Origin of the sequence: Brachybacterium sp. J153 (assembly GCF_036311905.1) — a bacterium.
Classification (GTDB): Bacteria; Actinomycetota; Actinomycetes; order Actinomycetales; family Dermabacteraceae; genus Brachybacterium.
Genome location: NZ_JAZDCH010000019.1, coordinates 16,900 through 29,259, shown reverse-complemented (window position 1 = coordinate 29,259; position 12,360 = coordinate 16,900). Strand labels below are relative to the sequence as shown.

Genomic DNA, 12,360 nt, shown 5'->3' with positions numbered 1-12,360 from the left:
TTCTTCTCCCCTCTCCCCCCCCCGGCCCCCCCCCCCCCCTCCCCCCCCCCCCGCGCCCTCCCGACCCGTCGACGAAAGGACCGCGGTGCACATCCTGCGGAAGCTCGGCTTCTACCTGGTCGCCCTCTGGGCGGCCGTGACCCTCAACTTCTTCATCCCCCGCCTGCTGCCCGGCAGCCCGGTCGACGCCGTGCTCTCCAAGCTCGCGCTGCGCGGCCCCGTCTCCCCCGAGACCCGCTCGGCGATCGAGGTCATGCTCGGCGCCGACGACCAGGGGCCCCTGATCCAGCAGTACGTGCAGTACCTGGGGAACCTGCTGCGCGGCGACTTCGGGGTGTCGGTGACCTACTTCCCGACCCCGGTCTCGCAGGTCGTGGGGCAGTCCCTGCCCTGGACCCTGGTGCTCGTGGGCGTCTCCACGATCATCACCTTCCTGATCGGCATCACGCTCGGCACGATCGCCGGCTGGAAGCGCGGCACCTGGCTGGACTCCCTCATCCCCGCCACCACGATCCTGCAGTCGGTGCCCTACTTCTGGCTCGCGCTGCTGTTCGTCTACGCGCTGAGCGTGAACCTGCACCTGTTCCCGATCTCGGGCGGCTACGACGTGACCCTGGTGCGGCCCGCGCTGGACTACCCCTTCATCTCCAACGCGATCTACTACGCCTTCCTGCCCGCGCTCACGATCGTGCTGAGCTCGCTGGGCGGCTGGCTGCTGGGGATGCGCAACATGATGGTCTCGACCCTCAGCGAGGACTACATCCTCACCGCCGAGGCGAAGGGCCTGCACCCGCGCCGGATCATGCTCACCTACGCCGCGCGCAACGCGGTGCTGCCGAGCGTCTCCGGCTTCGCGATCTCGCTCGGCTTCGTGGTCTCGGGATCGATCGTCGTCGAGTCGGTGTTCTCGTACCCCGGCATCGGCTTCACCATGCTGCAGGCCGTGCAGAACAACGACTACTCGCTCATGCAGGGCCTGTTCCTCATCATCACCGTCTCGGTGCTGGCGGCGAACCTCGCCGTGGACCTGCTCTACGGCGTCATCGATCCGCGCACCCGGGCGCGGGACTGAGGAGGAGCCATGTCCGTCATCACCGAAGAGTCCGCCCAGATCGGGGCGGACGAGCCGAAGCAGGCCGCCCCGTCGGCCCGCCGGAAGCGGCCCGCCGCGACCCTCGTCATCGGCGTCGGCATCGTCGCCCTGATCGTCCTGTTCGGGCTCATCGCCCCCTTCGTCACGCAGAACCCGCTGGCCGTCTCCAACGACGGCATGCAGCCGCCGAGCGCCGCCCACCTGCTGGGCACCACGCAGACCGGCCAGGACGTCCTCGCCCAGCTCGCCCATGCGACCCGCGGCTCGCTCCTGGTGGGCATCCTGGTCGCGGTGCTCGCCCTGTTCCTCTCCGCCTTCTTCGGCATCCTCGGCGGCTACCTCGGCGGCTGGCTCGACGAGGTGTTCTCCCTGTTCACCAACGTGGTGCTGATCCTGCCGGGGCTGCCGCTGATGATCGTGATCGGCTCCTATGTGGAGCAGCGCGGCCTGCTGCTGATCGCCTTCGTCCTGGCGATCACCTCCTGGGCGGCCTCGGCCCGCGTGCTGCGCTCGCAGACCCTCTCGATCCGCACCCGCGACTACGTGCACGCCGCCCGCATCGCCGGTGAGAAGCCGTGGCGGATCATCTCCGTGGAGATCCTGCCGAACCTGCTGCCGGTGATGTCCAGCGGCTTCGTGTTCGCGCTGATCACCGCGATCCTCGGCGAGGCGGGGCTGAGCTTCATCGGCCTCGGCGTGGTGGGCACCCAGACCTGGGGCTCGATGCTGTTCTACGCCCAGAACGGCCAGGCCCTGACCCTCGGCGGCTGGTGGTGGTTCGTGCCGCCGGGCTTCATGATCGCGGCGCTCGGCTGCGGCCTGTCGCTGATCAACTTCTCGATCGACGCGATCATCAACCCCCGCCTGCGCAACGCCCCCGCGAACGCGCGCCGCGTGCGGAAGGCCCAGAAGGAGGCGGCGGCATGAGCGAGCCCGTCGACGAGATCATCCCCGACCTCGAGCAGGTCCGGGCGACCGACGGCCACGAGGTCGCGACCGCGGAGCCCGTGCTGACCGTGCGGGACCTCGACGTGGTCTACGAGGTGGCCCAGCCGGTGCACGCGGTCAAAGGCGCAAGCCTGACCCTGCACCGCGGCGAGGTGCTCGGCCTCGCCGGCGAGTCCGGCAGCGGAAAGACCACCCTCGCGTACGGCCTGAACCAGCTGCACCGGCCGCCGGCCCGGATCACCGGCGGCAGCGTCACCTTCCACGGCCGCGACGGCGACGAGGTGGATGTCCTCGCCCTCGAGGGCGAGGCGCTGCGCGCCTTCCGCTGGTCGAAGATCGCGATGGTCTTCCAGGGGGCGATGAACTCCCTGAACCCGGTCATCTCGGTGAAGGCCCAGCTGGAGGACGTGTTCACGACGCACCGCCCGCAGATGGGCGCGGCCGAGCGGCGCCGCCGCTGCGAGGAGCTGCTCGAGCTCGTGGGTGTGGACCCCTCCCGCATCACGGCCTTCGCCCACGAGCTCTCCGGCGGCATGCGCCAGCGCGTCATGATCGCGATGGCGCTGGCCCTGGACCCCGAGCTGATGATCATGGACGAGCCGACGACGGCGCTCGACGTGGTGGTCCAGCGCGAGATCCTGCAGGAGATCCTGCGGCTGCGGCAGGAGCTCGGCTTCGCGGTCGTGTTCATCACCCACGACCTCCCGATGCTGCTGGAGATCTCCGACCGCATCGCCGTGATGCGCCGCGGGGAGATCGTCGAGCTCGACACCGCCGAGAACCTGTACTTCGCGCCGCAGCACCCGTACACCCGCCGGCTGCTGGGCTCCTTCCCCTCGCTCACCGGCTCGACGGGGGACTTCCTCCGCGCCGGCTACTCCCCGGAGGAGACGCGATGACCACGCTGACCGCCACCGATATCTCCAAGACCTACCTGCTGCGCAACGGCCTGCGCTTCTCGCGGCTGCAGGCCGTGAAGGAAGTGTCCTTCGAGCTGTCGCCGGGGCGCACCCTCGCGCTCGTGGGCCAGTCCGGCTCGGGCAAGTCCACGATCGCGAAGCTGCTCATGCAGCTGGAGACCCCCACCTCCGGCAGCCTGTTGCTGGACGGGGCGCCGATCGGCCGCCGCGGCCGGGCCCTCGCCGACTACCGCCACCAGGTGCAGATGGTCTTCCAGGACCCCTTCGCGTCGCTGAACCCTTACCACTCGATCGCCCACCACCTGGTGCGTCCGCTGCTGCTGCACGGGCGGGCCACGTCGGCGACCGCCCGCGGGGCGGCGAAGGAGCTGCTCGAGCGGGTGAACCTGCCGTCGGACGAGGCCTTCCTCGAGCGACGCCCGCACGAGCTGTCCGGCGGGCAGCGCCAGCGCGTCGCGATCGCCCGCGCGCTCGCCCCGGGGCCGAGCGTGCTGGTGGCCGACGAGCCGGTGTCGATGCTCGACGTGTCCGTGCGCCTGGGCGTGCTGAACCTGCTCGCCCGGCTGCAGCAGGAGGAGGACCTGGCGATGCTCTACATCACCCACGACCTGGCCACGGCACGGCACTTCTCCGACGAGATCATGGTGATGTTCGAGGGGCGGGTGGTGGAGCGTGGTCCGGCCGACGACGTCATCCTCTCGCCGCAGCAGGAGTTCACCCGCCGCCTGCTCGCGGCCGCCCCCGAGCCGGCCACCAATCAGCGCTTCCTCGCCGAGGCCCGCCGCCGCGGCGTGCCGATGCCCGACCACCTCGCCCATCAGGAGGACCTCGCATGACCGTCTCCCGCCGTGACCTGCACGAGGGGTGGACCCTCACCGTCACCGACGGGCCGATCCCGTTCGCGGTGGAGGACCTGCCAGCGACGGTGCCGGGCACCTTCCTCACGGACCTGCTGGACGCTTCCCTGATCGAGGATCCGTACCTCGACCGGAACGAGCACGATCTCGCGTGGAGCGGCGAGTGCGATCTCGTGTACCGCACGAGCTTCACCCTCGACGCGGTGCCGGCGGGGCGCACGGACCTGGTCGCGGCGAGCCTCGACACCGCGGCGACCGTGGTGCTCAACGGCACCGAGGTCGCGACCGTGCAGAACCAGCACCGCTCCTGGCGCTGGGCGGTCGAGGAGCTGCTGCGCGCCGGGGAGAACACCCTCGAGATCCGTTTCGCCTCCCCGCTGCGCACCGCGCGGGAGAACGCGCAGGCGCAGGGCAACCTGCCCTTCGTGGGCAATGCGCTGCCCTACAACGCGATCCGCAAGATGGCCTGCAACCTCGGTTGGGACTGGGGTCCGGTGCTGGTGACCAGCGGGATCGCGGGGCCGATCGGGTTGGAGAGCTGGTCGGGGGCGCGGCTCGACCGGGTGCGGCCGCTGGTCGTCCCCGCGGCCGACGGGCCCGGCGGCACGGTCACCGTGCACGTGCCCGTCGAGCGGGAGCCGGGGACGGACGCCCCGCTGCGCGCCCGCCTCGAAGTCGCGGACACGGACGGCACGGTGCTCGGCACGGCGACCGCGGAGATCCCAGCCGGGGCCGACGCGAGCGACGCAGTGGAGCTCACCGTGGCGCTGGACGCGGTGGAGCGCTGGTGGCCGCGCGGCTACGGCGAGCAGCCGCTGTACACGGCGCGGGTCGCGCTCGAGGACCCGTCGGCCGACGGCGCGGGCGCGACAGACCCGTCGGCCGGGACCCCGTCGGCCGTGCAGCCGCTCGATCAGGTGACCCACCGGATCGCGTTCCGCACCGCGCGCGTGGTGGAGGAGCCGGACGCCGTGGGCACCTCCTTCACCGTCGTCGTGAACGACCGGCCGATCCTGGTCAAGGGCGCGAACTGGATCCCCGACGACTGCTTCCCCACCCGGCTCACCGCGGCGGACTACGCGCGCGGCGTCGGCCATGCGGTGGACGCCGGCATGAACCTGCTGCGGATCTGGGGCGGCGGCCTGTACGAGTCCGAGGAGCTCTACGACCTGTGCGACGAGCTGGGCGTTATGGTCTGGCAGGACGTCGCCCTCGCCTGCGCCGCCTACAGCGAGGAGCAGCCGCTGCGCGGCGAGATCGAGGCGGAGCTGCGCGAGCACGCGGTACGCCTGGCCTGGCACCCCGCGCTCGTGCACTGGAACGGCTCGAACGAGAACGTCGAGGGCTACTACCACTGGGGCTGGAAGGACGTGCTGCCCGAGGGCAAGGGCTGGGGCAACGCCTACTACACGGAGATCCTGCCCGCGATCCTCGCGGAGCTGGACCCCACGCGCTCCTTCACGCCGTCGAGCCCGTACTCGCGCGGCGCCCTGGACCAGCCGCGGAACCCCGATCACGGCACGGTCCACAACTGGGTGGTGTGGGCGAGCGAGGAGGACAACGACTACGTCCACTACCGCGACACCGACCCGCGCTTCGCCGCCGAGTTCGGCTTCCAGGGCCCGGCGTCCTGGGCGACGATCGAGCGGGCGATCAGCGAGCGGCCGCTCACGGCGGACTCCCCCGCGATGCTCTCCCACCAGAAGGCGGTGCGCGGCCAGGAGAAGCTGATCTCCGGCTACCGCCCCCACTTCCCGGACCCGGATCCCGGCAGCTTCGCGGACTTCCACCTCACCACCTCGCTCAACCAGGCGCGGGCGCTGCGGGTGGGGATCGGGCACTACCGCGCGCTGTGGCCGCACTGCACGGGCACGATCATCTGGCAGCTCAACGACTGCTGGCCGGTGACGTCGTGGGCGGCGGTGGACGGCGACGGGCGGCGCAAGCTGCTCTGGTACGCGATGCGGGACCTGTACGCGCCGCGCCTGCTCACCGTGCAGCCGCGCGAGGACGGCCCCGTCGCCGCCCTCGGCAATGACACCGACGAGGAGCTCACGGGCACGCTGCGTCTGCGGCGGATCGACCTCGAGGGCACGGTCCTCGCCGACGGGTCCCTGCCGGTGCAGGTGCCGGGGCGCGGGAGCGTGCTGCTGCCGCTGCCGGCCGCGGTCGCCGCCGCCGGGGACCCGTCCCGGGAGGCGCTGCTGCTCGAGACGCAGGGGCACGACGGGCCCGCCGTGCGCGCCGTGCACTGGTACGCGGAGGACAAGGACCTCGCCCTCGACCCCGACGCCCTCGAGGTGAGCGCCGCCGCGAACCCCGCCGCGCCGGGAGCGGTGGTGCTGACCCTCCGCGCCCGCTCGCTCGTGCGGGACGTGGTGGTGGTCGCGGATAGGGCACATCCGAGTGCGGTCGCGGATCGGCAGATGCTCGACCTGCTCCCCGGGGAGACGGCGATCGTGCACGTCACGGCGGGGGCCGACGGGCCGCTGGATCCCGCGGCGTTCCTGGCCGACGGGGTGGTGCGCAGCGTCAACGAGCTGGTGGCGCGCGCCGCCCGCTGACCGGGGCACCATGTCCCCATGAGCACCTTCGGCTTCCTCGCCCCCCAGGACCTCTGGGACGCCCGTTCCGAGATGTTCTTCAGCCAGGTCCTGGCCGGGGTGGAGGACGAGGTCGCCCCGCACGGGCACACCGTGGTGACCCTCGCCGCGCAGTCCCCCGCCGAGGAGATGGCGATCTACCGCCGCTGGGCGGAGGACGGCGCGGTGCGGGCCGTGGTCCTGCGGGACCTGCGCGAGGGCGACCCCCGGCCGGCCCTGCTGGACGAGCTGGGTCTCGGCTACGTGCTGCTGGGCGACGTCACCCAGCGGGGCGAGGAGGCCGCGGTGCTCGTCGACAATGCGGCCGCGATGCGCGCCGTGCTCGCCGAGCTGCGCTCCCTCGGCCACGAGCGGATCGCGCACCTGGGCGGGCCGGCGGACCTGCTCCACTCCCGCCTGCGCCGCGCGGCCTTCCTCGCCGACGTGCAGGAGGCGGCGGCCGGGGCCGGTCTGACCGCGGAGGGCGACTACTCCGAGGAGTCCGGCGCGGCGGCCCTCGCCCGGCTGCTCTCCCGCGACCCGCGCCCCACCGCGGTGGTGTGCGACAACGACGCGATGGCGATCGGCGCGCTCGAGGCGGCGCCCGCCCTGGGCGTGCGCGTGCCCGAGCAGCTCTCGATCATCGGCTGGGAGGACTCCATGTCTTGTCAGCTGCACGAGCCGCCGGTGGCCGTGCTCGGCCACTCGCTGCGCCTGACCGGATCGCTCGTCGGCCGCGCCCTGCAGGCGCTGGTCGACGAGCCGCCGCGGCGCTCCCGGATCCTGCGCCCCGTGCCCGTGATCCTGCCGCGCGGGACGCTGGGGGCCGTGCGCGGGACGCTGGGGGCCGCGCGCGGGTAAGCGCTTCTGTCAGGGCGCTTGTCCGGCCTAGGTCTTGACAAAGCGCTTTCCATGTCGGGATCATGTGAGCACCTCGGGTTCCCCCGAGCCCCCGGGTCCGGCGCCGATGCCGCCCCGGGCGGACCAGGCCACGTCGACGATGCGTCGCCGCCGAAGGAGCTCACGCCATGCCCTCCATGAATCGCCGTTCCCTCCTCGCCGCCGGCGCCGTCGCCGCGGCCGCCGCCCCCGCGCTCGCCTCGTGCGGCTCGTCCTCCTCCGGAGGCTCGGGCGGCTCCTCGAGCGGCCCCCTCCAGTTCGTCCTCTCCGGTGACGCCAACCAGGGCGGCGGCTACGCCGCGATGGCCGCGAAGTACCTGGAGGAGACCGGTATCGAGATCGAGATCGTCGACGTCCCCTACGACGATCTCGGTACCAAGATCACCAACGCCGCCCGCGCGAACGACCTGCCCGCCCTCGCGCGCATGCCCGCACTCGACCCGGCATGGCTGGACCGCACCGCGGACCTCGCCGAGATCGCCGGCGAGGTGAAGCCCATCGAGGGCATGTACGCCGCGGACGCCGACGGCAAGATCCCCTCGCTGCCCAGCGACCTCACCGCCGTCGGCATGTTCCTCAACAAGGACCTGTGGGATCAGGCGGGCGTCGCCTACCCCACCTCCTTCGAGGATCAGGTCTGGACATGGGACGAGTTCGTGGACGCCGCGGGGCAGGTCCGCGAGGCGACCGGGATCAAGTTCGCGATGGCGATGGACCGCTCCTCGCACCGCCTGAACTCCTTCCTCTACCAGTTCGGCTCCGAGGGCCTGGCCCTCTCCGAGGACATGACCTCGTACTCCGCGAACGAGCAGACCGCTCCCGCGCTCGAGTACTTCGTGGGCCTCAACGACGACACCTTCATGCCGCGCAGCGTGTGGCTGTCCGAGGACGACCCCAACGCCATGTTCAAGACCGGTCAGGTCGCCGCCTACTACTCGGGCTCCTGGCAGATCGCGGACTTCGACGCGAACATCGCCGACTTCGAGTGGGTCAGCGTGCCGATGCCGGCCCAGCCGGAGAAGGCCACCAACTTCGGCACCGCGGCCGTGGTCGTGGTCTTCGAGGGCACCGGCCAGGAGCAGGAGGCGCTCGACTTCGTGCGTTGGCTCTACCAGCCGGAGAACTACGGCGAGCTCTCCACGATCTCCGGGTTCCTGCCGGCGACCGAGGGCGTCGAGGTGACCTACGCGTCCCGTCCCGAGGACTTCGCGCTCTACAACGAGGCGATCGCCAACACCCCGGCCTTCGTGAAGACCCAGAAGGCGCTCGCGCTGCAGGTGCAGGCCGCCGGCACCGCCGCCCCGCTCGACGGCGACCCGCTGCGCGACGGCATCATCCAGGTGATCAACGGCGAGACCACCGTGGACGCGGCCCTGAGCAGCGCTCTCGAGCAGCTGAACGAGAGCCTCGCCTGAGCATGGCCGTCACCACCGCCCGGTCGGAGAGGAGGCGCCGCAGCCTGATCGCGGCGGCCTTCCTCCTCCCCGCGTTCGTCCTGTTCGTGCTGTTCTTCGTCGCGCCGGCGGGGCTGGGCCTCGCGTACTCCTTCACGGACTACCGCGGGTACGGGACGCCGGAGTTCGTCGGCGCCGCCAACTACACGGATCTGTTCACCGACTCCGACTTCTACCGGAGCCTGTGGCGGACCGTGCTGTACACGGCGGTGTCGGTCCCCTTCGGCTACTTCGTCACCCTGATCATCAGCGCCCTGCTGGTGAGCCGGGAGACGAAGGGTTCCTCGCTGGCCCAGGTGATCTTCTTCTTCCCCTGGCTCATCTCGCCCATCGTCACGGGCGTGGTGTGGCGGTGGATGTTCGGGGAGAACTTCGGGCTGGTGAACTACCTGATCTCCTCGGTGGGCCTGGACCCGCTGCAGTGGGCCTCGGATCCGAACCTCGCGATGGTGGTGGTGATCCTCGCCGGGTCGTGGGGCGGGACCGCGTTCTCGATGCTGCTGTTCATGGCGGCGATGCGGAACATCCCCACCTCGTACCTGGAGGCGGCGAGCCTCGACGGCGCCGGGTCGATCACGCGCTTCGTGAAGATCGTCTGGCCGCTGCTGCGGCCCACCTCGTTCCTGGTGATCCTGCTCGGCACGATCGGCGCGATGAAGGAGTTCGCGATGATCCAGGCGCTCAACGGCGGCGGCCCCGGCACCTCCAACGTGCTGATCGTGCAGTACATCTACAAGACCGGCTTCGAGCAGTCCAAGATCGGCTACGCGAGCGCGGCCTCGATGGTGCTGATGGTGATCCTGCTGATCATCGCCCTGGTCCAGACCCGTTTCGACAGGAGCGACCTCTCATGACGAAGTCCCTGCGCTGGGTGGCACCGACCACCCTGACCTGGATCCTCGCGGCGCTCTTCCTGCTCCCGGTGCTGTGGTTCCTGCTGAGCTCCTTCAAGCCGGGCAGCGAGCTGTTCACGTGGCCGCTGCGGATGTTCCCGGAGGACTGGACGCTCTCCGGCTATCGCACGGCGTGGGAACGGTACGACTTCCAGCAGTACTTCCTGAACACGGCCCTGGTGGCGGTGGTGACGACGGTGTTCACCGTGTTCGTCAGCGCGTGCACCGGCTTCGCCCTCGCGAAGTACCGCAACCGCTGGGTGCAGGCGTTCTTCCTGTGCATCCTCGCGACCACGATGCTGCCCACCGAGGTCATCATGCCCTCCACCTTCTCGGTGATCCTGGGGCTTGGGCTGTACAACTCGCTCGCGGGCATCATCATCCCGTCGATCATCACCGCGACCGGCATCTTCATGTTCCGGCAGTTCTTCTCGACGGTGCCCGACGAGCTGCTCGAGGCGGCCCGCATCGACGGCGCCGGCGAGTTCCGGATCTTCTTCACGCTGATGCTGCCGATCGCGCGGCCGATCATCGCGGTGCTCGCGATCTTCTCCTTCCAGTGGCGCTGGAACGACTACATCTGGCCGCTGCTCGTGCTGAACGATCCCGACAAGTACACGCTCCAGCTGGCGCTGCGCTCGATCGTGGGCGCGGAGAACATCGACTGGTCGGTGCTGCTGGGGGCCTCGGTGATCTCGCTGCTGCCGATGGTGCTGCTGTTCCTGGTGTTCCGCCGCCAGATCATGAACTCGGACATCAACTCCGGCCTGAAGGACTGAGCCCAATGCCCGCTGCCGCCGAGACCAGCCCGTTCGACCCCCTCGCGCTCCTGCCCGCGCCGCTCCCGGAGCTGGCGCGGGAGGGGCTCGCGCGCGTCCCGGCGCGGGCGGCGGCGCTGCGCGGACCGGGGGCGCGGCATCGCGCGCTCGGGCGCGTGGTGCGGGACGTCGTGCTCGACCGCTGGGTCGCGGGGCCGACGGGCGGGGCCGACAGCGCGGCGGAGCCGGGCGCGTCGGCCGGAGCCCGTCGGCCGAGGAGCGATGACCTCGCCGGGCTCGCCCTCGAGGCGCTGGGCCGCCTGCGGGACCTGCAGTCCCCGGGCGGCACCTTCCGCTCGGGCGACAACGTCGACTCCCCGCCGGACTCGGCGTTCACGCTCAACGACCTGGCGTGGGCGCGTCGGGCGATCGAGGTCGAGGGACTTCAGGCGGGGCCGGACGGTCTCGGCGGCCTGCTGCCGGTGCTCGACGAGCTGCTCGCCGCGGCGGCGCCAGCGCTCGTGACCGGCGGGGTGCACACCCCGAACCATCGCTGGGAGATCAGCGCGGCGCTCGTGCGGCTGTGGGAGCTGACCGGGCGGGTGGACTGCCGTGCGCGCGCCGAGCAGTGGCTCGCCGAGGGCGTGGACCTGCAGGCCGACGGGCTGTTCTCGGAGCGCAGTGCGAACTACGCCGCGCACGTGTCGGTGCCCTCGCTGCTGGTGCTCGCCCGGGTGCTCGGACGGGAGGATCTGCGCGCGGCGGCGGATCGGGCGACGCGAGCACAGGCGGCGCTGACCGGGCCCGACGGGATGATCGAGACGATCGCCTCACGGCGCCAGGATCAGGGCGCGCCGTTCGACGGCGGCGCCATGCTGCCGGTGCTGCACGCGCATGCCGCGCGCACCGGGGATCCGCTCACGGCGCGGGCGGCGCGACGGGTGCTCCCCCGCGCGGACACCGAGGCGGCGCTGACCCTGCTGGCCCTCGGGCTCGAGGACCGCACCGCCCTCGGCGCGCTGCCGGCTGCGGCGGCGGACCCGTCGGCCGAGGCCCCGGAGGTGCACGAGTTCGCCGACTCAGGCCTCCACGTGGTCGACCACGGCACGACCCGCGTGGTGATCCACGGCGGCACCGACACCGCGGCGCTGGGCCGCGTTACCAGCGGCGCGGCGTCGAATCCGACGCTGCTGCGCTTCTCCGCCGGCGGGTTCTCGGTGCGGGAGCTGCGTCTGAGCCGCGACTTCTTCTCCCTCGGCCCGCTGCGTCCGAGCTCCCCGCGCCGCCTGCCGGAGGACCGACCCGGTGAGGAGCCGATCCGCTTCGGGTTCGAGGAGCGCGTGGCGGGCGAGTACTTCCACCCGCTGGCGGCTGCGGACCGCTCGCCCGACGGCGCCTACGCGCTCACCTTCAATGGCCGCTTCGCCGCGGCCATGGACTTCTCCCGGCGGACCGCCGACGAGGTCGCGCTCGCGACGCGCGGCACGGTCGAGGTGCATCCCGGGAGGACCGTGCTGCGCCTCGCGTTCACGGGTCCGACGACCGCCCTGTGCCTGCTGCTCGCCCTCGAGGGCGGGGAGCTCGCGGGCGATCACCTGGAGCTCGACGCCCAGGGCCGGCACGTGCTGCGGGCGGTCGAGCCGGGCGAGCCGGCCCCGGCTGCGGGCGGCGGAACCGCCGGCGAGCGCGAGGCCGCCGGCGAGCGCGAGGCCGCCGCCGAGGTGGTCGCCGCCGCGGAGCTCGTCGCCGCCGACGGATCGGGCCGCCTGCGCCTGACCGCCCGCGGGGCGCTCGGGGGCCCCGCCTTCTACGCTCCCGGCGAGGCGTTCACCTTCTTGGGCGGGACCGACGAGCCCACCGGCACGATCCTCCTCATCCCCGCGAGCAGCACCGCCGAGCTCGAGCTGGAGATCGCGACGGGGTGAGGACGGCGGGCCCGACGAGCCCCCGCTGCC

At 71.9% G+C, this 12,360-nt stretch carries 10 protein-coding genes; all 10 read left to right on the top strand.

Features of this window, described 5'->3' with window-relative positions:
• Positions 1 to 85: 85 nt before the first annotated feature.
• The 10 genes from V1258_RS09805 to V1258_RS09760 all read left to right on the top strand — a co-directional run bounded on the left by V1258_RS09805 (position 86) and on the right by V1258_RS09760 (position 12,330).
• Positions 86 to 1,072 carry an ABC transporter permease gene (locus tag V1258_RS09805; RefSeq protein WP_329749478.1) on the top strand — a complete coding sequence of 329 codons (987 nt, stop codon included), beginning with the start codon at positions 86 to 88 and terminating at the stop codon, positions 1,070 to 1,072.
• A 9-nt stretch (positions 1,073 to 1,081) separates the two neighbouring features.
• Positions 1,082 to 2,020, top strand: a complete 939-nt coding sequence (locus V1258_RS09800) for an ABC transporter permease (RefSeq protein ID WP_329749477.1) — start codon at positions 1,082 to 1,084, stop codon at positions 2,018 to 2,020.
• On the top strand, positions 2,017 to 2,940 hold the full coding sequence (locus V1258_RS09795; protein ID WP_329749476.1) for an ABC transporter ATP-binding protein: 924 nt from the start codon (positions 2,017 to 2,019) through the stop codon (positions 2,938 to 2,940). The genes V1258_RS09800 and V1258_RS09795 overlap by 4 nt, the downstream gene beginning before the upstream one ends.
• Entirely contained in the window at positions 2,937 to 3,797 is an 861-nt protein-coding gene (locus tag V1258_RS09790) for an ABC transporter ATP-binding protein (protein WP_329749475.1), read from the top strand. The genes V1258_RS09795 and V1258_RS09790 overlap by 4 nt, the downstream gene beginning before the upstream one ends.
• Positions 3,794 to 6,382, top strand: coding sequence for a glycoside hydrolase family 2 protein (locus V1258_RS09785; protein ID WP_329749474.1), 2,589 nt, complete (start codon positions 3,794 to 3,796; stop codon positions 6,380 to 6,382). Before V1258_RS09790 ends, V1258_RS09785 begins: the two co-directional genes overlap by 4 nt.
• A gap of 18 nt (positions 6,383 to 6,400) precedes the next feature.
• Positions 6,401 to 7,261 carry a LacI family DNA-binding transcriptional regulator gene (locus tag V1258_RS09780; protein WP_329749473.1) on the top strand — a complete coding sequence of 287 codons (861 nt, stop codon included), beginning with the start codon at positions 6,401 to 6,403 and terminating at the stop codon, positions 7,259 to 7,261.
• A 167-nt stretch (positions 7,262 to 7,428) separates the two neighbouring features.
• Positions 7,429 to 8,715, top strand: a complete 1,287-nt coding sequence (locus V1258_RS09775; RefSeq protein WP_329749472.1) for an extracellular solute-binding protein — start codon at positions 7,429 to 7,431, stop codon at positions 8,713 to 8,715.
• 2 nt (positions 8,716 to 8,717) lie between these two features.
• Positions 8,718 to 9,608 (top strand): carbohydrate ABC transporter permease, encoded by an 891-nt coding sequence (locus V1258_RS09770; protein ID WP_329749471.1) that lies wholly within the window; start codon positions 8,718 to 8,720, stop codon positions 9,606 to 9,608.
• A complete protein-coding gene (locus V1258_RS09765; protein WP_329749470.1) occupies positions 9,605 to 10,426 on the top strand; it encodes a carbohydrate ABC transporter permease in 822 nt (273 codons plus the stop codon). Before V1258_RS09770 ends, V1258_RS09765 begins: the two co-directional genes overlap by 4 nt.
• 5 nt (positions 10,427 to 10,431) lie before the next feature.
• On the top strand, positions 10,432 to 12,330 hold the full coding sequence (locus tag V1258_RS09760; RefSeq protein ID WP_329749469.1) for a hypothetical protein: 1,899 nt from the start codon (positions 10,432 to 10,434) through the stop codon (positions 12,328 to 12,330).
• Positions 12,331 to 12,360: the final 30 nt, after the last annotated feature.